This is a genomic window from Bradyrhizobium sp. 31Argb, from assembly GCF_043638955.1.
Lineage (GTDB): Bacteria > Pseudomonadota > Alphaproteobacteria > Rhizobiales > Xanthobacteraceae > Bradyrhizobium.
In genome coordinates this window covers 1-26989 of sequence record NZ_JBEGDB010000096.1, presented here as the reverse complement: position 1 = coordinate 26989, position 26989 = coordinate 1, and the positions used below count along the sequence as shown (strand labels likewise).

At 63.4% G+C, this 26989-nt stretch carries 25 protein-coding genes and 1 pseudogene; 15 read left to right on the top strand and 11 right to left on the bottom strand.

What is annotated here, in order from left to right; genetic code table 11:
* Positions 1 to 749: 749 nt before the first annotated feature.
* Entirely contained in the window at positions 750 to 1487 is a 738-nt protein-coding gene (locus AAFX91_RS19720) for an energy transducer TonB (protein ID WP_282528980.1), read from the top strand.
* Between the two features lie 25 nt (positions 1488 to 1512).
* Here AAFX91_RS19720 and AAFX91_RS19715 read toward each other — a convergent pair whose 3' ends face one another.
* Both AAFX91_RS19715 and AAFX91_RS19710 read right to left on the bottom strand, forming a co-directional pair.
* A complete protein-coding gene (locus tag AAFX91_RS19715; RefSeq protein WP_394567528.1) occupies positions 1513 to 1998 on the bottom strand; it encodes a hypothetical protein in 486 nt (161 codons plus the stop codon).
* 244 nt (positions 1999 to 2242) lie between these two features.
* On the bottom strand, positions 2243 to 2854 hold the full coding sequence (locus tag AAFX91_RS19710; protein ID WP_282528982.1) for a TetR/AcrR family transcriptional regulator: 612 nt from the start codon (positions 2852 to 2854) through the stop codon (positions 2243 to 2245).
* A 103-nt stretch (positions 2855 to 2957) separates the two neighbouring features.
* Here AAFX91_RS19710 and AAFX91_RS19705 point away from each other — a divergent pair, with 103 nt between their 5' ends.
* Both AAFX91_RS19705 and AAFX91_RS19700 read left to right on the top strand, forming a co-directional pair.
* On the top strand, positions 2958 to 3653 hold the full coding sequence (locus AAFX91_RS19705) for a PspA/IM30 family protein (RefSeq protein ID WP_130580974.1): 696 nt from the start codon (positions 2958 to 2960) through the stop codon (positions 3651 to 3653).
* A 42-nt stretch (positions 3654 to 3695) separates the two neighbouring features.
* Positions 3696 to 3971: a YiaA/YiaB family inner membrane protein gene (locus tag AAFX91_RS19700; protein ID WP_130580975.1), complete on the top strand. Its 276-nt coding sequence runs from the start codon at positions 3696 to 3698 to the stop codon at positions 3969 to 3971.
* A gap of 134 nt (positions 3972 to 4105) precedes the next feature.
* Here AAFX91_RS19700 and AAFX91_RS19695 read toward each other — a convergent pair whose 3' ends face one another.
* Complete coding sequence (locus AAFX91_RS19695; protein WP_394567530.1) at positions 4106 to 4288, bottom strand: hypothetical protein; 183 nt, start codon at positions 4286 to 4288, stop codon at positions 4106 to 4108.
* Between AAFX91_RS19695 and AAFX91_RS19690 the strand changes: the two are divergent.
* Both AAFX91_RS19690 and AAFX91_RS19685 read left to right on the top strand, forming a co-directional pair.
* A pseudogene (locus tag AAFX91_RS19690) lies at positions 4239 to 5218 on the top strand (hypothetical protein). The gene AAFX91_RS19695 and the pseudogene AAFX91_RS19690 sit on opposite strands and share 50 nt — an antisense overlap.
* A complete protein-coding gene (locus AAFX91_RS19685; RefSeq protein ID WP_394567527.1) occupies positions 5215 to 6414 on the top strand; it encodes a hypothetical protein in 1200 nt (399 codons plus the stop codon). The pseudogene AAFX91_RS19690 and the gene AAFX91_RS19685 overlap by 4 nt, the downstream one beginning before the upstream one ends.
* Positions 6415 to 6459: 45 nt before the next feature.
* Here the strand turns inward: AAFX91_RS19685 and AAFX91_RS19680 are convergent, their stop codons facing one another.
* The 3 genes from AAFX91_RS19680 to AAFX91_RS19670 all read right to left on the bottom strand — a co-directional run bounded on the left by AAFX91_RS19680 (position 6460) and on the right by AAFX91_RS19670 (position 9575).
* Positions 6460 to 6942 (bottom strand): hypothetical protein, encoded by a 483-nt coding sequence (locus AAFX91_RS19680; protein ID WP_394567526.1) that lies wholly within the window; start codon positions 6940 to 6942, stop codon positions 6460 to 6462.
* A 247-nt stretch (positions 6943 to 7189) separates the two neighbouring features.
* Positions 7190 to 8596, bottom strand: coding sequence for an aldehyde dehydrogenase family protein (locus AAFX91_RS19675; protein WP_394567524.1), 1407 nt, complete (start codon positions 8594 to 8596; stop codon positions 7190 to 7192).
* A gap of 127 nt (positions 8597 to 8723) precedes the next feature.
* Positions 8724 to 9575, bottom strand: a complete 852-nt coding sequence (locus tag AAFX91_RS19670; protein ID WP_394567523.1) for an SDR family NAD(P)-dependent oxidoreductase — start codon at positions 9573 to 9575, stop codon at positions 8724 to 8726.
* Between the two features lie 217 nt (positions 9576 to 9792).
* Between AAFX91_RS19670 and AAFX91_RS19665 the strand changes: the two genes are divergently transcribed.
* The 4 genes from AAFX91_RS19665 to AAFX91_RS19650 all read left to right on the top strand — a co-directional run bounded on the left by AAFX91_RS19665 (position 9793) and on the right by AAFX91_RS19650 (position 15014).
* Entirely contained in the window at positions 9793 to 11289 is a 1497-nt protein-coding gene (locus AAFX91_RS19665; protein ID WP_394567521.1) for an aldehyde dehydrogenase family protein, read from the top strand.
* Between the two features lie 116 nt (positions 11290 to 11405).
* The gene (locus AAFX91_RS19660) at positions 11406 to 12533 is read left to right on the top strand and encodes an alkene reductase (protein WP_394567520.1); all 1128 of its coding nucleotides are present in this window, start codon (positions 11406 to 11408) and stop codon (positions 12531 to 12533) included.
* Positions 12534 to 12662: 129 nt separating this feature from the next.
* Positions 12663 to 13145 carry a GFA family protein gene (locus tag AAFX91_RS19655; RefSeq protein ID WP_394567519.1) on the top strand — a complete coding sequence of 161 codons (483 nt, stop codon included), beginning with the start codon at positions 12663 to 12665 and terminating at the stop codon, positions 13143 to 13145.
* 204 nt (positions 13146 to 13349) lie between these two features.
* Entirely contained in the window at positions 13350 to 15014 is a 1665-nt protein-coding gene (locus AAFX91_RS19650) for a thiamine pyrophosphate-binding protein (RefSeq protein ID WP_394567517.1), read from the top strand.
* 120 nt (positions 15015 to 15134) lie between these two features.
* Here the strand turns inward: AAFX91_RS19650 and AAFX91_RS19645 are convergent, their stop codons facing one another.
* The gene (locus AAFX91_RS19645) at positions 15135 to 16523 is read right to left on the bottom strand and encodes an LLM class flavin-dependent oxidoreductase (protein WP_130583077.1); all 1389 of its coding nucleotides are present in this window, start codon (positions 16521 to 16523) and stop codon (positions 15135 to 15137) included.
* 149 nt (positions 16524 to 16672) lie between these two features.
* Between AAFX91_RS19645 and AAFX91_RS19640 the strand changes: the two genes are divergently transcribed.
* On the top strand, positions 16673 to 18058 hold the full coding sequence (locus AAFX91_RS19640) for a M20 family metallopeptidase (RefSeq protein WP_394567515.1): 1386 nt from the start codon (positions 16673 to 16675) through the stop codon (positions 18056 to 18058).
* 25 nt (positions 18059 to 18083) lie between these two features.
* Here the strand turns inward: AAFX91_RS19640 and AAFX91_RS19635 are convergent, their stop codons facing one another.
* From AAFX91_RS19635 to AAFX91_RS19620, 4 genes are all read right to left on the bottom strand, one after another.
* Positions 18084 to 18854, bottom strand: a complete 771-nt coding sequence (locus AAFX91_RS19635) for an SDR family NAD(P)-dependent oxidoreductase (RefSeq protein WP_394567513.1) — start codon at positions 18852 to 18854, stop codon at positions 18084 to 18086.
* Positions 18855 to 18986: 132 nt separating this feature from the next.
* Entirely contained in the window at positions 18987 to 20495 is a 1509-nt protein-coding gene (locus AAFX91_RS19630) for a tripartite tricarboxylate transporter permease (protein ID WP_130583080.1), read from the bottom strand.
* Between the two features lie 8 nt (positions 20496 to 20503).
* Complete coding sequence (locus tag AAFX91_RS19625; protein WP_130583081.1) at positions 20504 to 20989, bottom strand: tripartite tricarboxylate transporter TctB family protein; 486 nt, start codon at positions 20987 to 20989, stop codon at positions 20504 to 20506.
* A gap of 54 nt (positions 20990 to 21043) precedes the next feature.
* Entirely contained in the window at positions 21044 to 22015 is a 972-nt protein-coding gene (locus AAFX91_RS19620) for a tripartite tricarboxylate transporter substrate binding protein (RefSeq protein ID WP_130583082.1), read from the bottom strand.
* A 474-nt stretch (positions 22016 to 22489) separates the two neighbouring features.
* On the opposite strand from AAFX91_RS19620, the gene AAFX91_RS19615 reads away from it, so the two are divergent.
* From AAFX91_RS19615 to AAFX91_RS19595, 5 genes are all read left to right on the top strand, one after another.
* Positions 22490 to 23401, top strand: coding sequence for an amino acid ABC transporter substrate-binding protein (locus AAFX91_RS19615; RefSeq protein ID WP_394567511.1), 912 nt, complete (start codon positions 22490 to 22492; stop codon positions 23399 to 23401).
* A 213-nt stretch (positions 23402 to 23614) separates the two neighbouring features.
* Positions 23615 to 24346: an amino acid ABC transporter permease gene (locus AAFX91_RS19610; RefSeq protein ID WP_130584105.1), complete on the top strand. Its 732-nt coding sequence runs from the start codon at positions 23615 to 23617 to the stop codon at positions 24344 to 24346.
* A gap of 1 nt (position 24347) precedes the next feature.
* Positions 24348 to 25040 carry an amino acid ABC transporter permease gene (locus tag AAFX91_RS19605; protein ID WP_394567509.1) on the top strand — a complete coding sequence of 231 codons (693 nt, stop codon included), beginning with the start codon at positions 24348 to 24350 and terminating at the stop codon, positions 25038 to 25040.
* A gap of 8 nt (positions 25041 to 25048) precedes the next feature.
* Complete coding sequence (locus AAFX91_RS19600; RefSeq protein ID WP_130584107.1) at positions 25049 to 25780, top strand: amino acid ABC transporter ATP-binding protein; 732 nt, start codon at positions 25049 to 25051, stop codon at positions 25778 to 25780.
* A 136-nt stretch (positions 25781 to 25916) separates the two neighbouring features.
* Positions 25917 to 26774, top strand: coding sequence for a D-amino-acid transaminase (locus AAFX91_RS19595; RefSeq protein ID WP_394567508.1), 858 nt, complete (start codon positions 25917 to 25919; stop codon positions 26772 to 26774).
* The last annotated feature ends 215 nt before the right edge of the window (positions 26775 to 26989 follow it).

Genomic DNA, 26989 nt, shown 5'->3' with positions numbered 1-26989 from the left:
CAGATCAAAGCTTCGCAGCCATGATCCATCTGACCGCTGCCGTGATAAACTCCCGATGAATCCCAACAGACCCTAGGGCACGACGTTCAATCATGACCGGACGCTCCAATTGATAAAATATCCGCAATTGAAATCTGGGAACGCTGCAACTTTCCATCAGTGCGGCTGTCCTAACGCCTGGGCTCGTGTCCCTATGGTTAACGGTCGGCGCGAGGAAAACGCGAGCGAGATGGCACAAACCGCGCATCCGCGCGGCACCTCACACGTTCTGGCGTTGCTCTGGCACAAAGTGCACTGACGAACGCGCAACGGTTGTGCTTATTTGCGGTGCTACTTCTCGCCGATCACACCCCGAGCGCCAAAGCCCCCGTGGTCGGCCGGGGAGAGCCAGGCGGCCCCCGGCGTGATCCCGACAGCTTGCGCCGGGGCCGTCCGGCCGATGTCGCGTGGTTCGAAGGGCGATGCTTCATGTCGGTCTCAGTAATGTCCGCCGAATTTTTCCGACGGTTTCAGGATGTGGAACCGCGCGCAAGTGATGAGCTGACGCCTGTTCGGCAGTTCCATCTCATATGACGGTCCGTCTCGGCCTCCGGCGCCAGTCCGGTTTTAGAGACATGTCACAAATCCTATATAGAGATAGCCGTCGTGCCTTCGCCGAGGGGCTCGGCGCGCCCCAAATGATCTGAGTGGCCTTCTCCAGAGATGTGCGTACCGACCAGAATTGTTATCCCGGCGAAAGCGCCCGCCCTATGAAGATGGACGGTTCAGATGATCCGTTGCCCGCGAGGGAGACGGACAGGATAAAGGCCGCGCTCACTGCAGGAGATCCGACGGCCTGGTCCAACGCAGAAGTGGCGCGTCTCGTCATCATCCCGGCTCTGGTGGTGCTGTTGTTCGCCGGCGGCGTCTATTGGATTAAGGTACAGCACCCAGCCGCATCATCGGTCGATCAAGGACCGACGTCTACAATACAGGTGCGCCTGGTTCCTCAACGCGAGGAGACACCGATTCCAATCGATTCGACTTCGCAGGCGACGACGGCGAATGTCGCCCATTCGAATCCTGAAGCCGAACAGCCGGATGATCAGGCGAAGGATGAGGTTGTGATCAAATCGCCTGACCAGGCGTCCCTGCCTGTTGAAGCGAGTCCCAGCATCCCCAGCATCTCACGTCGTTCGACCGTGACGAATGTGGTGCCGAACAATGCCCTGGTGAAGTTTCAACAAAGCCTGCTCAAGCACATCGCAAGATTTCAGCGGTATCCCGCGGCGGCCCACAATAGGCTTCAAGGCACGGTCGAAACGTTCTTCTCGATCGACCGGAGAGGGCGCCTCCTGGGTGTTTGGGTGAAAACAAGCTCCGGCCAGACACTGCTCGATACCGAGGCGATCGAGACCATCAAGAGGGCGCAACCTCTTCCATCCATTCCAGCCGAACTTCCGGATCGCCTCAACGTCCAGATTCAACTGGCCTTCGATCCATCCTAAGGCCTCCCCCTAACCACTGCACGGTCTACGGCTGATTGCCCGGCTCGAAAGTGCAGTCGGCGCCGCCGCCGGCCTTTTGCTTGATGACCTTGGGTTCGATCGTGCAGTTCAGCTTCGACAAGCCCGCGATGTTCGATCCGGCGGCGCCCTCGGCGGGGACGCCCGCCATCAGCATGGTTGCAAACAATTCGTTGGCGTCGCGGCCTTTCAGCGCGCGCTTGGCGATCTTGAAGGTGATGTCGCAGGAGCGCGACGTGATGTCGACATTGCTGGTGCGGCAGACGATGTTGTCGGCGGTGACGGAGATCTTCCCGCCATAGGGAAAATTGGTGTCGCCCTTGAAGAAGGAAGCGACGGTACGCTTGGGCGCGGCGGCGATCGGCGAGTATTGGGCGACCACGGCGGCGAGCGCCAGTGCCGCCGAACCTGAAGCGGAGGTAGCTGGGGCCGCGCTCGCGCCGGCAGGTGCAGACAAGAAAATCAGGGCTGCCAAACATCCAACGCGCGTCATTCCTGCCTCCTCCGCGTGTCGTCCCCGCGAAGGCGGGGACCCATACCGCGTGATGTCTCGATAGGATTCGGTCATAGTCAGCTTCGCAAAACTACTTCCTGTGGTTATCGTCCCGGGTCAAGCCCGGGACGACGCGGAGAGAGTTGTAGAGTTGTTGGGTGGGCAAAGCGCAGCGTGCCCACCATCGCGAGCGGAGTCTTTGATGGTGGGCACGTCGCTGCGCTCCTTTGCCCACCCTACGACGCTACGAACTAGCCTTCGCCATCAATCCCTCGACCATGGCGCGGACGATGGAGGCGACTTCGCTGCGCAACGCTTCGATCGGCACTGCGATCAGCTTCTGCTCTAACCCCAGCGCGACTATGCCGTGGACGGCCGAGAACAGGCTGCGCGCGGTGACGCTCAGGTCTTGCGGCGAGCGCGCCGGAAAGAGTGCGGCGAGCGGGTGGTAGATGTGGCGGAACAGGTCCATCTGCTCGGAGATGGCCCAGTCCGGGACCGGCTTGCCCGGTGCCATCCGGTGCTCGAACAGTGCGCGCCATAACTCGAGATTGTCGGCGGCGAAATCGCAATAGCCGACCGCGATGCGGACCAGCGTGTCGATGGGATCCGCGGGACCGTCGCGCTCTGCCGCGGTGAGGGCCGCGTCGAGCCGGGCCAGCGTGCGCGATCCTATCCGCAGGATCAGTTCGTCGACGTCCTCGACCAGATTGTAGACCGCGCCATTGGCGATGCCGATCTCGCTGGCGAGATCGCGCGTCTTCAGGCCGGCCAATCCGCCGGCGGCGATCGATCGTTCTGCCGCTTCGATCAGCCGCTCGCGGTTTTTAGCTCGTCGTTCCAAGGCCTTGGACATTTGTTAACTAAATACATGAGCAACGCTCAAGATTTTCTTGAACCATGCTCAGGTTCCCGTTACAAAGATGATGTGAGCAATGCTCATAACAGGGAGCTGGCAAATGTTCAAAACCGTTTTCACGCTTTTTCGCGGCACCGTGGCCGCGGCAGAGGAGGAGTTGCAGGATCGGTCGGCCCTCCTCATCCTCGACCAGCAGATGCGCGACGCGGCCTCGGCCGTCGACCGCTCCAAGCGGACGCTGGCTCTGGCGATTGCCGGCGACCAGCAGGAGGGCCGTCGGCTTGAGGCGACCAATGCGCGGATCGCGGATCTCGAGGCGCGGGCCACGGCCGCGCTGGAAGGTGGCCGCGAAGATCTAGCGCGGGAGGCGGCGCAGGCGATTGCCAATCTCGAAGCCGACCGCGACGCCGCGATGACCGCGCGCACGCTGTTTGGTCAGGAGATCGCGCGGTTGAAGCGCCATGTCGCCAATGCCGAGGCGCGGCTCACCGAACTCGACCGCGGCCGCCGCATCGCCCGCGCCTCGGACGCAGTGCGCTCGCTGCGCCGGAGCGGCATCGAGGCGGTGCGCCCATACGAATCCACGCTGCCGGAAGCGGAGAACACGCTGCGCAAGTTGCGCGAACGGCAGATGGAAGCCCAGGCCGCCGACGAGGCGCTGATCGAACTCGATACCGCCAGCGGACCGCTTGCCACGGCTGAGAAGCTCGCTGAGCAGGGCTTTGGGCCCCGCATGAAATCGACCGCCGACGACGTGCTCGCACGGCTCAAAGCCGGGCGTGCAGCTACTGCCTGAACCTTCAAGTCCTCAACATTGTTCATTTAAGGAGAGACTGCCATGAACCAGAACGTCCAGCCCCACAGCAATGCCTGGGTTACCTTCACCTATGCCTCCTTCCTCGGCTCCGCCTTCCTGGTCGGCGTCGGCATATTCTTCCTGCCCGTCGATCTCTGGATGAAGGGCTATCTCACCATGGGGATCGTGATGCTGGTGCAGACCTGCGTCACCCTGACCAAGACGGTCCGCGACGTCCACGAAAGCGGCCGGCTCGTAAACCGCATCGAGGATGCCAAGGCTGAACGGATCCTGATGGAAGTGTCCAAGGTGGCCTGACCAGGGCAGTTGGAGACGGACCGAACTTTTCGAGGCGGCGGATGTCTGGCATCCGCCGCTTTTTGCCGCGAGGATGCATCGATGACGGCGCACAAGGGAGCATTTACCTTCTGGCGATGAGCGCCGTCCGGCGCTCACAGCGCCTTAATGGGTGACGGGCAGTAATTGGGCCCGACAACGGGCAGCGGCATGGCGTCTTCCTGGAGCGGCATTTCGGTCTCGCGCTTGCGCGAAAGGTTTGGCAAAGCCGGCGCGGCACTGACGCGCTTGCCCGGCCACGCCACCTTCTGGCTCAAGGCGTTGTCGCAGCCAAACATCGATCTCACCTTGCGCACGCATGCGGGCCTTCGCACGCGGATCGTCGAGCGTCCGGGCAGCTCGCTGCCGCCGGAAGAATTGGAGGCACTGGCCTCGCAGCTACGCGTCGTGGCCGCCAAGACGCTGCCGCAGGAGAGCCTGACCTACGGCATCTTCTCTGGCGAGCCAGAGCGTCTCGCGCGCGCCATCATCACGCTGATCTGTGAGGAGGAAACCGGGCGGCCGATCGCCTTCAATGCGCTGTCGGTGATGGAGGTCGAGCTCGACGGCGCGCCGATCGACGTCACCCATCTCGGCCTCGTGATGGTCGACCCTGAAGTGCGCGGGCAGGGGTTGTCCTGGGTGCTCTATGGCATGACCGCGCTGGTGCTGTTCGCGCGCGACGGGCTACGTCCGAAATGGATTTCGAATGTCACGCAGGTGCCGGCGGTGGTCGGCATGGTCTCTGAGACATTTTCCGATGTGTATCCATCGCCGCTGTCAGGCGCGCGGCGGAGTTTCGCGCATCTGCAGCTCGCACGCGGGATCATGGCGCATCACCGCGCGGTGTTTGGTGTTGGCCCCGAGGCTGGCTTTGACGAGGAACGCTTCGTCATCACCGATGCTTACACCGGCGGCTCGGATGCGCTGAAGAAAAGTTTCGAGATCGCGCCAAAGCATCGCAATGCGATCCATGGCGAGTTCTGCGCCCGCGAGCTCGATTATGCGCGCGGCGATGACGTGCTGCAGCTCGGCCGCATCGATCTGGCCGGCGCGCGGCGCTATCTCACGAGCGAGGTGCCGGCGGGCTCGCTGCCGGCGCTGATTGCCGCCTCCGCCGTGCTGGCTTGCAGCGGCTGGTGTTGCCGTTCTTCCACTGGATGGATGATACGCGCGCGTTCGGCTCGCTGCGGCCGCGTTCTCGCGACCAGAAGGATGGGCGCCGATGAATCCCGGGATCATCGCCGATTCCATCGTCAATCTCTGCGGCGCGATCGGGCTCTGCGTCGCGATGATGACGTTCTACTGGCGCGACCCGAACAGCCCGCTGACGCGGCGCCTGCTGTTCGGACTCGGCGTGATCGCGCTCCTGTTCCTGGTGCGCGGCGTGGCGTGGTGGAGCGGCAGCGATGTGCTGGACCGCTTGAGCGTGATTCCGGCGGCGCTGATCCCGCTCGGCGCGCTTGTCGTGACCGAGGGGATGCTGCGGCGACATGCACCGCGCGTGGTGAAGATGCTGGCGGTGTTCGGCGGCATCCTGCTCGGCCTTGGCGGCGCGCTCGGGCTTGCCCGCTTCACGACCGCTTATGCCGTATCCCTGTCGCTATTCCAGCTTGCGGGCTTTGTCGTCTGCGCTTTGTTGCTCGCGAGCCGCGATCGCGCTTCGCTGATGGCGTCGGAAAATCGCAGCATCGGACGCCTCGCAGCCGGTGCGCTGATCGTGATTCCGTTCGTGATCACCGATTTCCGCACGCTGTTTCCGGACATCCCGGTTCGGCTCGGTGCGATCGGCGCGCTCTTGACCGTCACCGTGATCCTGATCGCAGGCGGCGGTGCCGAGACGCGGCGTCACGGGCTTGCGCTGATGACCTTAAGGCTTGGCAGCTCGGCGCTGCTCGGCATCGCCGCCGCCTTCATCGCCGGCGATGTCGATGCGGCGCAGATTGAGCGCTTCTGCGCGCTCGCGGTCGCCGGCGTGCTCACGATCGCCCTGATGACGGATGCGCTGCGCGCGGTGTTCGAGGCGCAGGAGCCGGGGGTGCTGAACGCGGCCGTGCTGTCGACGGCGAGGACGCGTGATGAATTGATCGCCGAACTGGCGCGGCATCCGATTTTCGAGCATGCCCGGCGCTACCGTGAGGTCGAGCTCGCGCATTACGATCCGTCGCTGCTGCGGGAATTGTTGGCGACGGAGCGAGTGCTGCGCCGGTCCGACGCGCCCTGGGGAGCTTCGTTTGATGATCCCGCGGTCGAGCGCGTGCTGTCGCTGATTGCAGCCAACAGCGCCACGCATGTGATCGTGCTCTCGCATGATCCGGTCGACCTGATCGTGCTCGCCGTGCCCGTCACATCAGCCGACCCCGCCACCGAAACCGCACTCGCGCTGGTGCGGAGGCTGCTGGCGCTGACGCCGGAGAGGGTGTGAGGTCGGCGGAGATCCGCCGGCCCCTTTTGGATTCTCGCTCGCCTATCAGCCGCAGACCTGCGTCGGCTGCGTGCGCCAGCCGTGCGTGATGTGGACGCGGCGGTTCACGACGTAGCAATTGCCGTTGTCGTAATAGGTGTCGCCGTAGCCGTAGTAAGGATAGTCGTAGGCGTAGTCGTCGTAATAGTAGGGATCATAGAAGCCGCCACCGAAGCCTGTGCCGAAGGCGAAGCGCCGTCCATGGAAGCCATGGAAGCCGCGGCCGCGGAAGCCGCCACCGCGGAATCCGCCGAAGCCCTGATGAATGCCGCCGAACGCGCTGTGGAAGCCTCCGCCAGCAAAGCCGCCGCGAAAACCACCGCCGCCGAAGCCGCCACGGAATCCACCACCGCCAAATCCGCCACCGTGGAATCCACCGCCGCCAAAGCCGCCGCCAAATCCGCCACCGCGCGCCAACGCTACCGTCGGCGCCGCCGCAAGACCAACCGATGCAGCCGCCAACAATGCGATAACCATCTTGCGTAACATTACACCACTCCGTCAGTATCGCACCCAGCCCGCGATAACGATCAGGTGGCGATCATTTGCGAGATCGCGATGCACACACCGCTCAACTCCGTGCGAGCGGAGTTTAAATTCTAGTTTAGAGAGAGTTGAACGGCGCAGTCGGAGTAGCGCTGTGGTATTACATCTGAAATGAAAAACGCCCGCTTCGTTGCGGGCGAAAAAAACGACCGCGGCACGAAGGCCGCGGTCGTTTGATTTTTGGTTCGCGTTACGCCGGCGGCGCGTTGATGATCTGAAGCTGGGTGAATTCGGCAAGACCCTCTTCGGCGAATTCGGTGCCGATGCCCGACTGCTTGGCGCCGCCGAACGGGATGCTCGGGGCCATGTCGAGATGCTTGTTGATCCACACCGTGCCGGCCTCGATGCGGCTCGCGACCTTGTGAGCCCGCTCGGTATCCGACGACCAGACCGACGCGCCGAGCCCGTAATTGGTCGCGTTGGCGCGGCGGATCACATCCTCGTTGTCGGAGTATTTGATGATCGGCAGCACCGGCCCGAACTGCTCCTCGTCGACCAGCCTCGACCCCTCCTTGATGTCGCGCACCAAAGTGGGCTCGATGAAGTAGCCCGGACGGTCCATCGCCGATCCGCCGGCGATCACGTTGCCGTTCTTGTGGGCGTCCTCCAGGAACGCCTTCACCTTTTCGTACTGCATCTTGTTCTGCAGCGGACCGAGCTTGGTGCCTTGCTTGGAGCCGTCATCGACCACGGTGTTCTTCGCTATCGCGACCAATTCGTTGCAAATCTCGTCGTAGACGGATTCGTGCACATAGAGCCGCTTGATGGCGAGGCAGACCTGGCCGGAATTCTGGAACGCGCCTTCGAAGATGCCGGGCGCAACCTTCTTCGGATCGACGTCGTCGAGCACGATGCCGGCGTCGTTGCCGCCGAGCTCCAGCGTGATGCGCTTCAAGGTCTGCGCAGCGCTCGCCATCACCTTCTGCCCCGTCGCCGTTGAACCGGTGAACGAGATCTTGCGGATATCAGGGTGTTTCGTCATGTGGTCGCCGAGGTCGTTGGCGTCGGCGATCACATTGAGCACGCCCTTCGGCAGGATGTCCTGCACGAGCTCGGCAAAGCGCAGCGTCGAGAGCGGGGTGGTGGGCGCGGGCTTCACCACGAGCGTGTTGCCTGCAAGCAGGGCCGTCGGCAGCTTGAAGCTGAGGATCAGCAGCGGATAGTTCCAGGGGATGATGGCGCCGACCACGCCGAGCGGGCGGCGATAGGCTTCGACGCGGCGGTCGCCGGAATTCTCGACCACCCGCATCGGCAGATCGAGCGAGCCGAGATAACGGAAGAAGGCGGCCATGCCCATGACCTCGCCCGTCGCATCCGCCAGCGGCTTGCCCTGCTCGCTGGTCAGAATTCGCGCGAGTTCGTTGCCATTGGCCTCGATCGTCTCAGCCATCTTGATCACAAGCTTGCGGCGCTCCTCGATCGGCGCGGCGGCCCAGGCCGGGAAGGCGGCCTTGGCGGCGGCGACGGCCTGATCGAGCTGCTGCTTGGACGCGCGCGGACATTGCGCCAGCACGTCTTCGGTCGCTGGATTGAGGACCGGCATGGTCAGATCGCCGGGTACCATCTCTCCGTCGATGAGAAGATTGTAGTCACTCATTGGCTTGCTCTCCCTGTGAACGGGCCCTTGGGGCCTCGCCGGTTACGAACCACGTTATATTCACATGGATATCACGATTGGAGAAGGCCGGCCATTCCCAAGATTGGACTTGACGGTGATAGGGCGACTATTTTCCCTTCACGAACGCCGCGAAGGCGTCCGCATAATCCGGATGCCAGCGCGACAGCGCGGGACGGTTCTCGACGATGTCGCCGACGGCCCAGAGGATGCGCCGCTCGTCGAGCTGCCGCGGCACGTCATTGTCGGGGCAAAGGATGTAGAAGTCGCCCGCATCCAGGCGCTCGATCATGAAGTCGATCGTCTGCTCCGACGTCCAGGCGCTGGCCGGCTTCTCGGCGCGGCCGCGTGCGGTCAGGCCGGTGAAGACGAAGCCGGGGATGAGCAGATGCGCGGTGAGGCGGCAGCCCGGCGTGTTGCGCAATTCATGCTGCAGCGCCTCGGTGAAGGCCTTCACGCCGGCCTTGGATACGTTGTAGGCCGGATCGCCCGGAGGCATCGTGATGCCCTGCTTGGAACCGGTGTTGATGACGAGGCCGTCGCGCCCGCGCTCGATCATGCGCGGCACGAAGGCATGCGTGCCGTTGATGATGCCCCACAGGTTGACGCCGAGAATCCTCTGCCAGTTCTCGCGCGGACCGAACATTTGGCTGCCCGGCTGGATGCCGGCGTTGTTCATCAGGATGTCGGTGCCGCCGAACCGCTGTTGCACCGCGCTTTCCAGCTTCACGAGATCCTCGAACCGGCTGACGTCGACGGTTTCGGTCATGATGCTGCCGGCGCCGCCGGGCGCGATCGATGACAGTTTTGTGGCGGCTTCCTTGAGACGGTCGACACCGATATCGGCGACACAGACCTTCATGCCCGAAGCGGCGAAGCGCATGGCGGCGGCGAGTCCGATACCGGACGCGCCTCCGGTGATTACGGCGACATGATTTGGCGACATGGCGGGATGTGGCATCGTCTCTCTCCGACAAATATGTGGCAGCGATCTCTAGGCTAACACGGCGGGCATGCCATGCGCGAAGGTGCATGGGAGGTCTTCATTGCCGCACTGCCCGCTTAGCGGCCGGCTGCTTTACGGATTCGGGTCGCCGTTGTAGAGTTCCGCATATAACGGGTCTGAAACCCGCAAGGCCCGTCATACAAATCTCGTTCCATATCAAGGGAGTGCAAACATGGCTGTCACACAGGCAATTCCGATCACGCGTCACCCCTACGCGGACGGTTCCTACAAGAAGATGCTGATCGACGGCCAATGGGTCGATGCGGCCTCCGGTAAAAAGTTCGAGACCCACAATCCCGCGACCGGCGAATTGCTCGCGACGGTTGCCGAAGGCGACGCGGAAGACATCAACCGCGCTGTGGCAGCGGCGCGCCGGGCCTTCGAGGGCCCGTGGAGCAAGGTCAAGCCGTTCGAGCGGCAAAGCATGCTCCTGAAGCTCGCCGAACTGGTGGAGAAGAATTTCGAGGAACTGTCGCAGCTCGATACGCTCGACATGGGCGCGCCGATCAGCCGCACCCGCGGCAACCGCCTGCGGGTGCTCGGCATGCTCCGTTATTACGCCGGTCAGGCGACCGCGCTGCATGGCGAGACCATCGAGAACTCGCTGCCGGGCGAGATATTCTCCTACACCTTGAAGGAGCCGGTCGGTGTGGTCGGCGCGATCATTCCCTGGAACGGGCCCTTGGCGGCGAGCGTCTGGAAGATCGGCCCGGCGATCGCAACCGACTGCACGGTTGTGCTCAAGCCTGCCGAGGAAGCGCCGCTGACGTCGCTGCGGCTTGCCGAGCTCTGCATGGAAGCCGGCATTCCGCCTGGAGTCGTCAACGTGGTGCCGGGCTACGGCGAGACCGCGGGCGCGGCGCTCTCCTCACATCCCGGCGTCGACAAGGTCGCCTTCACCGGTTCGCACGTCACGGGACAGGCGATCGTGCGGGCGTCGGCCGGCAACCTCAAGCGCGTCTCGCTCGAGCTCGGCGGGAAGTCGCCGGACATCGTGTTCGCCGATGCCGATCTCGACCAGGCGGTGCCGGGCGCGGCGATGGCGGTGTTCGCCAATTCCGGGCAGATCTGCAGCGCGGGTACGCGGCTGTTCGTCGAGCAGAAGGTCTATGACGAGTTCGTCGGCCGCGTCGCCGAATTCGGCAAGAAGCTGCAGGTCGGCAACGGCATCGACCCGAACACGCAGATCGGCCCCCTGGTGTCGCAGCAGCAGATGGAGCGTGTCAGTGGGTATCTCGAGATCGGCCAGAAGGAGGGCGCGAAGGCGGTTGCCGGCGGCGCACGGCTGACCGAAGGGCCGCTCGCCAAAGGCTATTTCGTGCAGCCCACGGTGTTCGCCAATGTGCAGGACAATATGCGCATCGCGCAGGAGGAGATCTTCGGGCCTGTCATCTCCGCAATCGCCTTCAAGGATACCGACGAATTGATCCAGCGCGCCAATGCCACGACGTTCGGGCTCGGCAGCGGTGTCTGGACCACCAATGTCAGCAAGGCGCATCAGGTTGCGCGGGCGCTGCGCGCCGGCTCGGTCTGGGTCAACTGCTACCAGGCGATGGACCCGGCGGTGCCGTTCGGCGGCTACAAGATGAGCGGCTATGGCCGTGAATCCGGCAAGCAGCATCTGGAGGAATATCTCAACGTCAAGGCGGTCTGGATCAAGACGGCCTGATATTTAAGCGGCGCGGTGTTCTTCCGAGTGGCGGCCCTCGTGGCCGCCACTCGCTTTTCAGCGGCGCGTGCCTCCCCTATAGTGCCGGCAACGACAACACAAAATCCGGGGCAGGCATGAAATTCCCGTCGCTTTTCTCTCCTCTCAAGTTCGGTCCCTACCAGCTCCAGCATCGCGTGGTGATGGCGCCCTTGACGCGGATGCGCGCGGAAAAGCCGTCGCTGGCGCCACGGCCGCTGAACGTGGAATATTATGCTCAACGCGCCACGCCGGGTGGCCTGATCATCGCGGAAGCCTCGCCTGTGGTGAATACCGGGTTCGGCGGCCCCGGCATTCCCGGCATCTACAGCGAGCAGCAAATTGCCGGCTGGCGGAAAGTGGTCGATGCCGTGCACGCCAAGGGCGGCATTATCTTCCTGCAGCTCTGGCATGTCGGACGCGTCTCACATTCCTCGTTCCAGCCGGGCGGCGCGCTGCCGGTCGCGCCTTCCGCCGTGGCGATCTCGTCCGAATTCAAGGCGATGACGGCGGACGGCAAGGTGGTCGATTACGAGACGCCGCGCGCGTTCGAGACCTCTGAGATTCCCAGCGTGATCGAGGCCTACCGCGAGGGCGCGAAGAACGCGCTGAAAGCCGGCTTCGACGGTGTCGAGATCCACGGCGCGAATGGCTATCTGATCGAGCAGTTCCTGCAGTCGCGCAGCAATCTGCGCACCGACCAATATGGCGGGTCGATCGAGAACCGCGTGCGCTTCCTGATGGAAGTGACGAAGGCCGTCGTCGAGGTCTGGGGTGCGAACCGCGTCGGCGTGCGGCTGTCGCCTTACGGCATCGCCAACGGCAGCGGCGAGGCGGACCCGATGCCGCTCTACAGCACCGCGATCAAGTCACTCGATCTGCTTGGGCTTGCCTATCTGCACTTCATCGAGCCACGTTCCTCCGGCGCCGGCCGCGCCGAGGTCAATCACCAGAACGTGCCGTCGGCGATGGTGTTGTACCGCCCGATGTGGAGCGGCGTCCTGATCACCGCCGGCGGCTTCACCGGCGAGACGGCGGATGCCGCAATCGCCGCGGGACACGCGGACGCAATCGCCTTCGGCCGCATCTTCATCTCCAATCCGGACCTGCCGCGCCGGCTGCAGCGCAGCTATCCGATAACGCCGTATAATCGCGCGACGTTCTACGGCGGCGAGGAGAAGGGATATACCGATTATCCCGCGCACAACGAGATGGCACAGGCGTAAGCCTACGTAGTCGCCGTAGCCCGGATGGAGCGAAGCGTAATCCGGGGTTCTTGCTCTGTGGCCCCGGATTACGCTTCGCTTCATCCGGGCTACAATGCTGCCGCTGTGACGCGAAGGATCAACGCATTAATGGCCAAAGCTGCCGCTGCAGGAGGTATCGCGTCGGGCCAATGCCTGTGCGGCGCAGTTCGGCTTGAGATCGACGTGCCGGCGCGCTGGGCCTGGCACGATCATTCCGCGCCGAGCCGCCGCGCGCATGGGGCGGCCTACGCGACCTATGTCGGGAGCTGGCGCAAGCGGTTCCGCATCATCGCGGGAGAGGATGCGATCACGCGCTATGAGGATCAGGCGACGAAGACGGTGCGCAGCTTCTGCGCGACCTGCGGCACGCCGCTGTTTTACGAGCGCGCGCGTTCGCCGCACATGGTGAACATTCCGCGCGCGCTGTTCTTGGGCCGTACCGGCCGGCAACCGCTCTATCACATCGCAATCGAAGAGCTGCAGGAGTGGGCCTATACCGGCGAGCCACTGGTGCCGCTGAAGGGTTATCCCGGCGTGGTCTGGCATCGCTCGAAAAAGAAGAAGCGGTCGGATCGCGAGGGGATGTTTTGATTCTTCGTAGCCCGGATGGAGCGAAGCGCAATCCGGGGACACGGTGCAAACCCCGGATTGCGCTGCGCTTCATCCGGGCTACGCCGTGTGCCCGCAAGCCTCTGCGCAAGGCAGCCATGAGCGCAAGCGCGATTGCCCACGGCGTGCAAGTTTGGTCATGATGCCTCTTCCCGCGCGCCAATGAGCCCGAGGGTAGGAGGAGACATGAAGAATCGCATTACCGGGCGTTCGGCGTTCCTGGCGCTGTTGAAGGACGAGGGCATCTCGCATCTGTTCGGCAATCCCGGCACAACTGAATTGCCGATCATGCACGCGCTGAAGGACCATCCCGATCTCACCTATGTGATGGCGATGCAGGAGAGCCTGGTGGTGGCGATGGCCGACGGGTTCAGCCGCGCCTCCGGCAAGCTCGTCGCCTGCAACGTCCATGTCGCGCCCGGGCTCGGCAACGCGATGGGCTCGCTGTTCAACGCCAAATTCACCGGCACGCCGTTGATCCTCACCGCCGGTCAGCAGGAGCAGGGTCACGGATTGACCGAGCCGGTGCTCTACGGCCCGCTGGTGCAGATGGCCGAGCCGCTGGTGAAATGGGCGGTCGAGGTGACGCGACTGGAAGACCTGCCGCGCATCGTGCGCCGCGCCGCAAAGGTCGCAACCACGCCGCCGACCGGGCCGGTGTTCATCTCGCTGCCCGGCGATATCCTCAATTCCGAAGCCGGCATCGAGCTCGGCCGCGCGACCCGCGTCGACACGCAGGTGAAGCCGTCGGATGAATCGCTGCAGGCCCTGGTCGCGCGGATCCTGAAAGCGGAGCGGCCGGTGATTGTCACCGGCGACGAGATCGTCAAAAGCGATGCGCTGCAGGAAGCCGCCGAGCTCGCGCAGGTGCTGGGCGCGCCGGCCTATCAATCGTCGACGCCCTATGGCGCGCACTTCCTCTCCGAAAGCCCGTGCTTCATGGGCGCGATCGCGCGGGTGCAGAAGCTCGCGCGCGAGACGCTGGCGCCTTACGATCTCATCATCGCACTCGGTGGCGATCCCTTGCGGATGTCGGTCTATAGCGAGGTCGATCCGCTGCCGGATGGTCTGGGTATCGTGCAGGTCGGCCTGGTCGACTGGGACCTAGCCAAGAATTACGGCGCCGAGATCGCGCTGAAGGCGGACGTGAAGGAAACCCTGCGCGCGTTGATCCCGGCGCTGAAGGCGGCCGGCGGCAGTGCGCTGGAGACGCGGGCGAAGCAGGGCGTTGCGGCGCTGGCATCGAAGAACTGGACCGCGAAGCGGAAGGCGCTGGTCGAGCAGATATCGAAAGCCGAAGGCACCTCGCCGATCGATCCCGACTGGCTGGCGCTGCAGGTGGTCGAGGCGATGCCTGACAATGCGATCCTGGTCGATGAAGGTCTGACCTCGTCGCGCCAGATGATCGCGCTGCGCCCGCACCGCGACCGCTATGGCTATCACGCGCTCGCCTCCGGCGGCATCGGCTGGGGACTGCCGGCCTCGGTCGGCGTCAGCCTCGCCAATCCGCAGCGGCCGGTGGTGTGTTTTTCCGGCGACGGCAGCGCGATGTACTCGATCCAGTCGCTGTGGACGGCGGCCAACCACAAGCTGCCGCTGACTTTCGTCATCGTCAACAATGGCGGCTACCGCATCATCAAGCAGCGCCTGCTCGCCTTCCACGGCGACGATCATTACGTCGGCATGGATTTCGTCGACCCGCCGGTTGATTTCACCGGCGTCGCGAAGTCGCTCGGATTGGAAGTCATGAGGATCAGCGATCCCCGTGAGCTGAAGGGCGCGCTGCGCTCCGCCTTCAGCCGTCCCGGCACGAAGCTGATCGAGGTGGTGGTGAGCAACGCGGTGAATTAAGCCGCGCTCTATCAACGCGTCATTGCGAGCGGAGCGAAGCAATCCATCTCTCCGTTAGCGGAGGCATGGATTGCTTCGTCGCTACGCTCCTCGCAATGACGGTCTGAGACGGTGTCGCTCCTACTCCGCCGCCGTCGCGTGCGCCTTGATGCGATAGCGGCCTGCGGGGTGCTCGGTGGTCAATCGCGCGCGGCCCGCGCCGAACAGTTTCTCGCGCAGCGTGCCCTGCGCATAGTCCTGCTTGTATCGGCCCCGGCGGGTCAATTCCGGCACCAGCATGTCGGCGATATCCTCGAAATCGCCGGGTGAGATCGCAAAGGCAACATTGAGGCCGTCGACGTCGGTCTGCTCGAACCAGCGCTCGATATCATCGGCAACCTTTTCCGGCGTGCCGACCACGATCGGACCGATGCCGCCGATACCGACATGCTCGGCGACCTCGCGCACGGTCCAGATGCGATCGGGATCGGCGCGGGTGATGTTGTCCATCGCGGTGCGGCCGGCGTCGTTGTGGACATGGCGCACCTCCTGGTCGAGGCCGTAGGTCGAGAAATCGACACCGGTCCAGCCGGACATCAGGGTCAGCGCGCCCTCGTGGCTGATGTGGCGGCGATAGTCCGCATATTTCGCGCTTGCCTCGGCCTCGGTGCGGCCGAGGACGACCGTCATCATGCTGAACATCAGGATCTCGGCCGGATTCCTTCCCTTCTGCGCGGCGAGCTCGCGGATGGCGGAGACCCGCGGCGCGATCACCTTGGCCGATGGCCCGGACATGAACACGCATTCGGCGTGCTCCGCGGCGAACTGCCGGCCGCGTGGCGACGTGCCGGCCTGATAGAGCACCGGCGTGCGCTGCGGCGACGGCTCGCTCAGATGCAGCGCGCTGAGACGGAAGTTCTTGCCCTCGTGCCTGACCGGATGCACCTTCGCGGGATCGGCGAAGATGCTGCGCGCACGATCGCGGATCGCGGCGTCATCCTCCCAGCACCCTTCCCAGAGCTTGTAGACCACCTCCATATATTCGTCGGCCACGTCGTAACGGTCGTCATGTGCCGTCTGCTTGTCCTTGCCGGCGCCGCGTGCGGCGGAGTCGAGATAGCCGGTCACCACGTTCCAGCCGACACGGCCCTCGGTCAGATGATCGAGCGTCGACATCCGCCGCGCGAAGGTGTAGGGCGGCTCGAAGGAGAGGTTGCTGGTGACGCCGAAACCGAGATGCTTCGTCACCGCGGCCATCGCCGGAACCAGCAGCAAGGGATCGTTCACCGGCGTCTGTGCGGCGTTGCGCAGCGCAGCATCCGGGCCGCCGCCGAACACGTCGTAGACGCCGAGCACATCGGCGAGGAACAGGCCGTCGAACCGGCCGCGCTCCAGCGTTTTGGCGAGATCGAGCCAGTAGGGCAGCCGGTTGTACTCCGCGGTGCAGTCGCGCGGATGGGTCCACAATCCCGGCGACTGATGCGCCACGCAGTTCATGGCAAAGGCGTTGAGCCGGATTTGTTTTGTCATGTGCTGGGCTTTCGATATTTATTTTGTGGTGTGCCGATTGCAATTTTAGCAGAGCCTGGCATCGCTGCGCCACTTCCAGCATAGGGCGTATCCCGCTAATGAGGTCGAGAGAATAATTCGATCGACAAGGCGCGGCGAAAGGGAAAGTTATGGCTGACAGGGGTGATGCGATTGCTCGCGTCCGACAGCATTTTCAATCGGGCGAGTTTCTTCGCGAACTCGACCAACGTATCGGCTACCGGACCGAAAGCCAGAACCCCGGCAGCGGCGCCGCGCTGCGCGCTTATCTGACTGATAACCTGCAGCCCGCGCTGGCCGAGCTCGACTTCAAGACTCGTTTGATCGAGTCTCCGACAGGCAGGGGTCCGTTTCTCCTGGCCGAATATCTCGAGGACGCCTCGCGCCCGACCGTGCTCACCTACGGCCATGGCGATGTCGTCGACGGCATGATTGGTGAATGGCGCGATAATCTCGATCCCTGGAAGACCACGATCAAGGGCAACCGCGTCTATGGCCGCGGCACCGCTGACAACAAGGGCCAGCACAGCATCAATATCGCGGCGCTGCGGGCGGTGCGGGAGACCCGCGGCGGCAGGCTCGGCTTCAACGCGAAGTTCATCATCGAGACCGGGGAGGAGATCGGCTCGCCGGACCTGCGGGCGGTCTGCGAAGCTCATCGCGAGGAACTCAAGGCCGATCTGTTCCTGGCATCCGACGGGCCGCGGCTTTCGGCCGAGCGCCCGACGATCTTTCTTGGCTGCCGCGGCGGCAACCGTATCCATCTCGACGTTAACCTGCGCGATGGTGGTCATCATTCCGGTAATTGGGGTGGTGTGCTCGCCAATCCCGCCACCATCCTGGCGAACGCGATCGCGAGCCTGGTCGACGGCAAGGGGCGGATGAAGCTCGATGCATTGAAACCGCCGCCGATCTCGAATCGGGTCCGGGCGGCGTTGGCGGACGTGAAGGTCGAGCCAGGCGCAGACGAGCCGGCGCTGTCGCCGGACTGGGGCGAGGAGGAGCTTTCGCCCGCCGAGCGGCTCTATGCCTGGAACACGCTGGAAGTGCTGGCGATGTCGGCGGGCAATATCGCAAGCCCGGCGAATGCGATCCCGGGGAAGGCGAATGCCGTGCTGCAGCTTCGCTTCGTCGTCGGCACGAAGATTGGCGAGGTCGTCGATGCCGTGCGCGCGCATCTGCATGCCAACGGCTTTCCGATGGTTGAGGTCAGCGGTGCGCAACGCTTTGCGGCGTCGCGGACCGATATGGACAGTCCCTGGATCGACTGGACCGCGGCATCGATCCGCAAGACCACCGGCAAGGCGTCGGCGGTGCTGCCGAATTTCGGCGGCTCACTGCCGAATGACGTGTTTTCGGAAGCTCTGGGCTTGCCGACGATCTGGGTGCCGCATTCCTATCCCGGCTGCTCGCAGCACGCACCCGACGAGCACATTCTGCTGCCGGTGACGGAAGAAGCGCTCACCATTATGACCGGCCTGTTCTGGGATCTCGGGGAGATGGCGCGGGCGCTGTGATCGCCGCCGATGCACCAAGCGAGTTCTATATGAAGGATGCCTGGCCGTTCGATGCATCGAGCCCACCGTCGACCGGCAGATTTACGCCGTTGACAAAGCTCGCATCGTCGCTTGCAAGGAACGCGATGACACCAGCGACTTCCCCAGGCTGCGCGACCCGTCCCAGGGGAATGCGTGGGATCACTCGTTGAGGCAACTCGGGGAAGCGCTCGAAAGCGGACACGGTCAGGTCGGTGAGCGTGATGCCTGGGCAAACCGCGTTGACGCGTACTCCCCTTTGGGCAAATTCGAGAGCTAGACTCCGTGTGAGATTGCAAACCGCGCCTTTTGTCGTGTTGTAAAAGCTAAGCCCAAGGTCACCGCCAAGTCCCGAAAGAGATGACACATTGACGATCGAGCCCTTGCTCTTGACAAGATGAGGAAGCGTAGCCCTCGTCACGTTGAGGACGCCATCGACGTTGACCGCGAAGATCTCGCGCCAATTCTGAGTGGGCAGATCGAGGAAAGCTCCAGCAATCCCCATTCCGGCATTGTTAACGACAATGTCGATCCTGCCGAGCCTGTGGAATACATCGGTGACGAGGTCTTCAACCGCATTCGCGTTCGAGACGTCCGCTGGCCGGATCATGCAGCGGTCGGCTGTCAAGGTCGCGGCGACGTCTTGCAATTTGGACGCTCGGCGTCCGTTCAGTACGACGGTTGCTCCTTCCCCATGAAATCGACGCGCAGTCGCCGCGCCGATACCGCTTCCAGCGCCGGTGACGATGACTACCTTGCCGTCGAACCTTGGGGACATCGTTCGTGAACTCCACCTAATGCAACCGATGCATCGGTGGATGCTGGGGAGCTCCGATTGCAGTTGTGTTTCAGTGGAGACATAGTTGGCTACATTTGAAGGCGATCACGATTGGTTGGGGCTCTGTGGAGCTCACGCGCCCTCGTCCAGCGCAACCATCTCGCGCTTCTTGCGTAACGCCGGCAATAGCGGCCCGACCAGCAGCACCACCGCCAGCGCCAGACATGCCGCCGAGATCGGCCGCTGCACGAAGGTCATCAGGTCGCCTTGCGACAGGATCAGCGACTTGCGCAGATTGTTTTCCAGCATCGGGCCGAGCACGAAGGCGAGCACCAGCGGCGCCGGCTCGTAGCCGAGCTTGCGCATGAAATAGCCGATCACGCCGAAGGCGATCATCACATAGACATCGAAGACATTGTTGCTGGAACAATAGACGCCGATGATGGTGAACAGGATGATCAGCGGGAACAGGACGTTATATGGCAATTTTAAGAGCTGCACCCACATCCCGATCATCGGCAGGTTGAGCACGAGCAGCATCAGGTTGCCGATATACATGCTGGCGACGATGCCCCAGAACAGTCCGGGGTTTTGCGTGATCATGAGCGGGCCAGGCTGCAGGCCGTGAATCACGAAAGCGCCGAGCAACAGCGCCATCACCACGTTCGGCGGGATGCCGAGCGTCATCAGCGGAATGAAGGCGCCACCGGCGGCAGCATTGTTCGCCGATTCCGGTCCGGCGACGCCCTCGATGGCGCCCTTGCCGAACCGCTCCGGCGTCTTGGAAAGGCGCTTCTCCAGTGCGTAGGATGCAAACGAGGCGACGACCGCGCCGCCGCCCGGCAGGATGCCGAGGAAGAATCCAAGGATCGTCCCGCGCGACACGGGTCCGGCGCTGGCCTTCCAGTCCGCTTTGTTCGGCAGAAGGTGCGTGATTTTGGTGTTGATGACGTCGCGCTTGATCGCCTGCTCGGTGTTGAGCAGCACTTCGGCGATGCCGAACAGCCCCATCACAACAGGCACGAGCCCGATGCCGTCGATCAGCTCCACGCGGCCGAACGTCAGCCGCGGCATCGCGGTGATGCTGTCGAGTCCGACCAGTCCGAGCACGACGCCGATGCAGGCCATCAGCAGCGCCTTGGCCATCGATCCCTGCGTCAGGAAGGTCAGGACCACCAGTCCCAGCACCATCAGCGAGAAATATTCGGCCGGACCGAATGCGATCGCGACGCTGGCGAGCTTTGGCGCGACCAGCATCAGCGCGATCAGGGCAAACGTGCCGGCGATGAACGAGCCGAATGCGGAAATGCCGAGCGCGGGGCCGGCGCGGCCCTGCTTGGCCATCTCGTGGCCGTCGATGCAGGTGACGACGGAGGCGGCTTCGCCGGGGATGTTGACCAGGATCGAGGTGGTGGAGCCGCCATACATCGAGCCGTAATAGATGCCGGCCATCATGATGATGCCGGATTCCGGCGTGCCCGACAGCGTCACCGGCAACAGCAGCGACATCGCCGAGATCGGGCCGATGCCGGGCAGCACGCCGACCAGGGTGCCGATGAAGACGCCGATGAAGCAATAGAGCAGGTTGACCGGCAGAAGCGCGACGCCGAACCCGTGGGCGACGTTGAGGATTGTTTCCATGGGCGCGCTCAGCCGATCTCGAATACGCCCGAAGGCAGTTGAATGCCAAGCAAATGCTTGAGCACCCACCACATGCCGAGCGGGGACATGATCGACAGCGGAATGGTCAACGACCAGCGCACGGGATCGATCACACGGAGCAGCAGCACCATCAGCGGAATCGCCGACAGCAGAAAGCCGAACGTGTCGAGCGCGAACGAAAACAATGTGAGGCAGGCGATGATCAGGAGCGGCTTGCTCCAGCGCGTGTTCTCCCAGCGCGAGGCCAAAGTCGGCCCGCCTTCGGTGACGGCAGAGACAATGATCGTGAGAGCGAACAGGCAGATCAGGATGCCGGTGTAGAACAGGACGTAGCCGGAGCCGGGATCGTTGATGGTGCCGAGCTTGAGCCTCACACCCGACCAGATCACAAAGCCGCCCAAGGCCAGGCCAATCAGCCCGCCCCAGAGCTCGGAATTGCTGAGGCGGAATTTCACGTTCGCGTCGTTGCTCATGTCGTGCGTCCAGATGCTCGCGCTGCCACTGGCGTTTTGCCCCCGTGCGAGGGGCTAGTTCGTCTTCTTCGCGAGACCGAGCGACTCGATCACCTTGCGCTCTGACGCGGTGACCTCGACGACGAATTTCTTGTAGTCCTCGGTGTTCTTGTAGTTCGGCACCATGTCGTATTTGGCGAGCGTTGCGATCACGGCCGGGTCCTCGATCGCCTTCTTGAAGGCGTCGTGCAGCTTGGCCACGATCTTGGGATCCATGCCCTTCGGCCCGGCGATGCCGAACGGGGAGTCATAGACCATGGAATACCCGAGCTCCTTCAGCGTCGGCACGTCGGGATAGTTCGGCGAGCGCGCGCCGGTCCACACCATCAACAGGCGCAGTTTTCCGGCATCGACCAGCGGCCGCCAGCCGGTGGAATCCGCTTGCAGCATAGTGTGCTGGCCGAGCACCGCGGCATTGGTCTCCGCGCCGCCCTTGAACGGCACCTGCGTCAGCTTGATGCCGGCCAGAGCCGCGATCTGCTCCATGCCGATATGCAGCGAGGTGCCGGCGCCCGGCGTCGCATAGGTGACCTTGCCAGGATTCTTCTTGGCAAAATCGATCACGTCCTGCCAGGTCTTGAACGGACCTTCGGCGCTGGTCGTGACGCCAAAGGTGTAGCCGGTGAGGTGGACGATATAGCTGAAATCCTTGGCCGGATCCCAGGACACTTCCTGCATCAAGGGCAGGCGGAACACGGTGATCGGAATCTGCGCGATGGTGTAGCCGTCCGGCTTCGCGGCGGCCGCCATGGTGGCCGGACCGACCGTGCCGCCGCCGCCGGCCTTGTTGTCGATCGCGATCGGCTGGCCCAGGATCTTCGAGGCGCTGTCGGCGATGGCGCGCATCGAGATGTCGGTCGATCCTCCTGCCGGCCACGGCAGGATCAGCGTGATTGGTTTTGTCGGATATTCCTGGGCGGTGGCGGAAGTCGCCATCAGCATCCCTATGGCCGCGACTGCAAGCATCAAACGACTGTAACGAGGCATCTACAACTCCCTCTGCGGTCCCGTTGGCCGGGCCGGATTTGTTTTCTCTTTGATGCGGCGATCTTTCCTGAAAACGAAACAGAAGAAAAGCGTGTTGGGGGAAAGGTTTGTCGATGCCGCCGGATGAAACGGCACGTGCGACAATTCGCCTACCGTGGTATGCCGAGCTGCGGAATTGGAGCGGCGGCCCGCGGGCGCGAATGCCGGCAGGTGGGGGCAACCTCTGCGGGCGGGACGGGAGACAATCGAGACTAAAGTATGCCCGCTCTATTCTCTTCCAGGCGAGTATGATTTCGTTTGCACGCCGGGGACATGGGCTGATAGCTGCGGCAACAGGGGGCGCAAGAGTTACGACGATGGCGAAGCTCGGTCATTTTGCGATGAGCGAGACATCCAGAGCCGTGTCGCGGCCACGTTGCGCCGGCTGACAGACATTCTGACACAATCGAACCTATCCAACCGAGGAGACCACGCATGAAACGCCTTCTTTCGATCGGCTTCGCGCTCGCCACCGCGCTCGGCGCGGCTGAGGCCGGCGCCCAGGAGCTGACGGGGACGTTGAAGAACATCAAGGAGACCGGCACGATCACGCTCGGCCACCGCGACTCCTCGATCCCCTTCTCCTATCTCGACGACAACCAGAAGCCGATCGGCTACGCGATGGATATCTGCTACAAGATCGTCGACGCCGTGAAGAAGGAACTGAAGCTCGACAAGCTCGAGGTGAAGCTCAACCCGGTGACGTCATCGACCCGCATCCCGCTGCTCGCCAACGGCACCATCGATCTCGAATGCGGTTCGACCACCAATAATGCCGAGCGGCAGAAGCAGATTTCCTTCACCAACACCCATTTCCTCACCGCGAGCCGCTACGTCTCGAAGAAGTCGAGCAAGATCAATTCGATCGACGATCTCAAGGGCAAGCCCGTGGTGTCAACCGCCGGCACCACCAACATCAAGCAGCTCACCGAGGCCAATGCCGCGCGCGGGCTGAACGTCAACATCATCCCGGCCAAGGACCATGCGGAAGCATTCCTGATGGTCGAGACCGACCGCGCGGTCGCCTTCGTGATGGACGATATCCTGCTCGCAAGCCTGGTTGCGGGGTCGAAGGCGCCGGACGACTACGTCATCTCGAAGGACGCATTCTCGAAGCCCGAGCCGTACGGCATCATGCTGCGCAAGGACGATCCGGCCTTCAAGAAGGTGGTCGATGCGGCAACCGCCGCGCTCTACACCGGCGGCGAGGGCCAGAAGATCTACGACAAGTGGTTCACGCAGAAGGTCCCCCCGAAGGGGCTGAACCTGAATACGCCGATCTCGGCGGAATTGAAGAACGAATTCGCGAAGCCCTCGGACTCGCCGGACCCGGATTCGTATAAGTAGACGCAGCTCTAGACCCTCATGGTGAGGAGGCGCTCTTGCGCCGTCCGAACCATGAGGCCCCACTGTGGCCTCATCCTTCGAGACGCGGCGAAGACGCCGCTCCTCAGGATGAGGAGTGAGGGCTTCGGGATGAGGGACAGGCAGGGACTCGGCCATCTCAGGTGGCCCGGCCATTGCATGGGCGGGCCGGGCGTATAGCGGAACGGGGGAGCTTTGAACTACCACTGGAACTGGCAGATCTTCTTCGAGCCGAATCCGACCGGCAGCGGCACCTATCTCGACATGCTGCTGTCAGGGTTGGCGCTGACGATCAAGACCGCGCTCATGGCCTGGATCATCGCGCTGGTGTTCGGCTCGGTGGTCGGCGTGCTGCGCACGCTGCCGTCGAAGGTCGCGGGCTGGATCGGCTTCTGTTATGTCGAATTCTTCCGCAACATGCCGCTGCTGGTGCAGCTCTTCCTGTGGTTCTTCGTGCTGCCGGAACTGTTGCCGCGCGCGGCGGGGCTGTGGCTGAAGCAAATGCCGAATGCGCCGTTCTGGACGGCCTCGATCGGGGTCGGGCTGTTCATGTCGGCGCGCGTTGCCGTGCAGCTTGCCGCCGGTATTGCCTCGCTGCCGCGGGGGCAGAAGCAGGCGGCGACCGCGCTCGGGCTGACGACGGCACAGACCTATCGCTACGTGCTATTGCCGATGGCCTATCGGATCATCCTGCCGCCGCTGACCTCCGAATTCCTCAACACCGTGAAGAACACGGCCGTGGCGATCACCATCGGGCTGATCGAATTGACCGGGCAGGCGCGCGCGATGCAGGAATTCTCCTTCCAGGTGTTCGAGGCCTTCACGGCCGCGACCATCATGTATCTCCTGGTCAATATCGTCGTCGTCACCGGCATGCGCTTCCTGGAACGCAAGGTCGCGATCCCCGGCTATATCGCGGGGAAATAGCATGTTCGGCAGCTTCGATTTCGATGTCATCCGCCGCTCGCTGGCCTATCTTTTCATCGACGGCATGACGTTCACGCTGACGCTGACCGCGCTGTCGGCGCTGGGCGGGCTTGTGTTTGGAACGCTGATCGCGCTGACGCGCTTGTCCGGCTTCAAGCTGCTCGGCCGCATCGCCGGGCTCTATGTCGACTTCATGCGCTCGCTGCCGCTGGTGCTCGTGATCTTCTGGTTCTATTTCCTGGTGCCCTATATCGGGCAGTGGCTGACCGGCGCGTCGCGCCCGATCAGCGTCGGTGCGTTCGCCTCCTCGCTCATCACCTTCATCATGTTCGAGGCCGCCTATTTCTCCGAGATCATGCGCGCCGGAATCCAGTCGATCTCGCGCGGCCAGCCGGCGGCGGCAAGCGCGCTCGGCCTGACCTACGCGCAGAGCATGCGCTACGTCGTGCTGCCGCAGGCGTTCCGCAACATGCTGCCGGTGCTGCTCACCCAGACCATCGTGCTGTTCCAGGACACCTCGCTGGTCTACGTGCTGTCGATCCCGGATTTCCTCGGCGCCGCCAGCAAGGTGGCGCAGCGCGACGGACGGCTGGTCGAGATGTACCTGTTCGCGGCAGTGGTCTATTTCACGATCTCCTGCCTTGCCTCCTTCGGCGTCCGCCGCCTCCAGGCGCGCATCGCCATCGTCAGGTAACCAATCGCATGATCGAACTTCGCCACGTCGACAAATGGTACGGGCCGACCTTCCAGGTGCTCAAGGACTGCACCACCAGCGTCGCCAAGGGTGAGGTCGTGGTGGTCTGCGGCCCCTCCGGATCGGGCAAGTCGACGCTGATCAAATGCGTCAACGCGCTGGAGCCGATCCAGGGCGGCGAGATCATCCTTGACGGCATCAAGGTCAACGATCCCAAGACCAACCTGCCGAAACTGCGCGCGCGCGTCGGCATGGTGTTCCAGCACTTCGAACTGTTTCCGCATTTGCGGATCATCGACAATCTCTGCCTGGCGCAGGAGAAGGTGCTGGGCCGCAAACACGACGAGGCAGTGGCAAAGGCCATGAAGTTGCTCGATCGCGTCGGGCTGAAGGAGCATGCGAAGAAATATCCGGCGGAGCTTTCCGGCGGGCAGCAGCAGCGCGTCGCGATCGCGCGGGCGCTGGCGATGGACCCCGTCGCGATGCTGTTCGACGAGCCGACCTCGGCGCTCGATCCGGAAATGATCAGCGAAGTGCTCGACGTGATGGTCGATCTCGCGCGCGAGGGCATGACCATGATGGTCGTCACCCACGAAATGGGCTTTGCCAGCAAGGTCGCCCATCGCGTGATCTTCATGGACCAGGGCGAGATCGTCGAGGATGCGCTGAAGGCTGATTTCTTCGGCAAGCCGCGCAGCGACCGCGCGCAGAAGTTTCTGTCGAAGATTTTGCAGCATTAGCCCCCCGCTGTCATTCCGGGTTCGCGCTTCGCGCGCCCCGGAATGACGGCGAGAGAGTTGGGACGGAAGGTCTATCGGCATCAGCGAATTGCGTATAGAAAACCTGGTCGCATCACTACGTCCGGGGAGACTTCGCTTGGAAAAGATCGCTTACGTCAACGGCTCCTATGTGCCCCTTTCGGAGGCCAAAGTGTCGGTCCTCGACCGTGGCTTCCTGTTCGCCGATGGGATCTACGAGGTGGCCGCCGTGCTCGACGGTAAGCTGGTCGACAACGCCTCGCATCTGGCGCGGCTGGAGCGCTCGGTCGGCGAGATCAGGCTGGAACTGCCGGAAACCATTGCGCGGATCCAGGAAATCCAGAAGGAGCTGGTGGCGCGCAACAAGCTCGTCAACGGCATGGTCTATCTGGAGGTGACCCGCGGCGCCGATACCGGCCGCGATTTTGCTTTTCCCAAGGGGGTGAAGCCGACGCTGGTGATGTTCACCTCCGAGAAGGACATCGTCGGCGCGCCCTCGGCCAGGACTGGCATCAACGTGATCACCGTGCCTGACATCCGCTGGGAGGGGCGCGACATCAAGAGCGTGGCGCTGCTCGCCCAGGTGCTGGCCAAGCAGGCGGCCGCCGAAGCCGGCGCCGGCGAGGCCTGGATGATCGAGGACGGCAAGGTCACCGAGGGCGGCTCGTCCTCCGCCTTCATCCTGACCCAGGACGACGTCATCGTGACCCGGCAGAACGGCAGCGAAATCCTGCCCGGCTGCACCCGCAAGGCCGTGGTGGCGCTCGCCGAGGAGCGCCAGCTCCGGGTCGAGGAGCGTGCGTTCTCGATCGAGGAAGCGCTGGCCGCCAAGGAAGCCTTCATCACCAGCGCCAGCCTGTTCGTGCAAGGGGTGGTCGCCATCGACGGCAAGAAGGTCGGCAATGGCAAGCCCGGTCCGATGACGGACCGCCTGCGCGAGATCTATGTCGAATTCGCCAAGGCGACGGCGGTGTAGGCGCTCCGCTGCCCAGACTCCGATGTCATCGCCCGCGAAGGCGGGCGATCCAGTATTCCAGAGACGTCAGTGCTGGATCGAGAAGCCGCCGGTTACTGGATGCCCGCCTTCGCGGGGCATGACGGTGGAGAGCTGGTCCTAGCATTACAGTTGTCTTTTTGTTTTGAAGTGCGCGCGCTGGGCGGCGGCCTGGTGAGCTCTACGCCAAAGTGACC

Coding starts and splice junctions, on each gene's coding strand:
- AAFX91_RS19720 (WP_282528980.1), top strand. CDS start 750: ATGAAGATGGACGGTTCAGATGATCCGTTGCCCGCGAGGGAGACGGAC.
- AAFX91_RS19715 (WP_394567528.1), bottom strand. CDS start 1,998: ATGACGCGCGTTGGATGTTTGGCAGCCCTGATTTTCTTGTCTGCACCT.
- AAFX91_RS19710 (WP_282528982.1), bottom strand. CDS start 2,854: ATGTCCAAGGCCTTGGAACGACGAGCTAAAAACCGCGAGCGGCTGATC.
- AAFX91_RS19705 (WP_130580974.1), top strand. CDS start 2,958: ATGTTCAAAACCGTTTTCACGCTTTTTCGCGGCACCGTGGCCGCGGCA.
- AAFX91_RS19700 (WP_130580975.1), top strand. CDS start 3,696: ATGAACCAGAACGTCCAGCCCCACAGCAATGCCTGGGTTACCTTCACC.
- AAFX91_RS19695 (WP_394567530.1), bottom strand. CDS start 4,288: ATGTTTGGCTGCGACAACGCCTTGAGCCAGAAGGTGGCGTGGCCGGGC.
- AAFX91_RS19685 (WP_394567527.1), top strand. CDS start 5,215: ATGAATCCCGGGATCATCGCCGATTCCATCGTCAATCTCTGCGGCGCG.
- AAFX91_RS19680 (WP_394567526.1), bottom strand. CDS start 6,942: ATGTTACGCAAGATGGTTATCGCATTGTTGGCGGCTGCATCGGTTGGT.
- AAFX91_RS19675 (WP_394567524.1), bottom strand. CDS start 8,596: ATGAGTGACTACAATCTTCTCATCGACGGAGAGATGGTACCCGGCGAT.
- AAFX91_RS19670 (WP_394567523.1), bottom strand. CDS start 9,575: ATGCCACATCCCGCCATGTCGCCAAATCATGTCGCCGTAATCACCGGA.
- AAFX91_RS19665 (WP_394567521.1), top strand. CDS start 9,793: ATGGCTGTCACACAGGCAATTCCGATCACGCGTCACCCCTACGCGGAC.
- AAFX91_RS19660 (WP_394567520.1), top strand. CDS start 11,406: ATGAAATTCCCGTCGCTTTTCTCTCCTCTCAAGTTCGGTCCCTACCAG.
- AAFX91_RS19655 (WP_394567519.1), top strand. CDS start 12,663: ATGGCCAAAGCTGCCGCTGCAGGAGGTATCGCGTCGGGCCAATGCCTG.
- AAFX91_RS19650 (WP_394567517.1), top strand. CDS start 13,350: ATGAAGAATCGCATTACCGGGCGTTCGGCGTTCCTGGCGCTGTTGAAG.
- AAFX91_RS19645 (WP_130583077.1), bottom strand. CDS start 16,523: ATGACAAAACAAATCCGGCTCAACGCCTTTGCCATGAACTGCGTGGCG.
- AAFX91_RS19640 (WP_394567515.1), top strand. CDS start 16,673: ATGGCTGACAGGGGTGATGCGATTGCTCGCGTCCGACAGCATTTTCAA.
- AAFX91_RS19635 (WP_394567513.1), bottom strand. CDS start 18,854: ATGTCCCCAAGGTTCGACGGCAAGGTAGTCATCGTCACCGGCGCTGGA.
- AAFX91_RS19630 (WP_130583080.1), bottom strand. CDS start 20,495: ATGGAAACAATCCTCAACGTCGCCCACGGGTTCGGCGTCGCGCTTCTG.
- AAFX91_RS19625 (WP_130583081.1), bottom strand. CDS start 20,989: ATGAGCAACGACGCGAACGTGAAATTCCGCCTCAGCAATTCCGAGCTC.
- AAFX91_RS19620 (WP_130583082.1), bottom strand. CDS start 22,015: ATGCCTCGTTACAGTCGTTTGATGCTTGCAGTCGCGGCCATAGGGATG.
- AAFX91_RS19615 (WP_394567511.1), top strand. CDS start 22,490: ATGAAACGCCTTCTTTCGATCGGCTTCGCGCTCGCCACCGCGCTCGGC.
- AAFX91_RS19605 (WP_394567509.1), top strand. CDS start 24,348: ATGTTCGGCAGCTTCGATTTCGATGTCATCCGCCGCTCGCTGGCCTAT.
- AAFX91_RS19600 (WP_130584107.1), top strand. CDS start 25,049: ATGATCGAACTTCGCCACGTCGACAAATGGTACGGGCCGACCTTCCAG.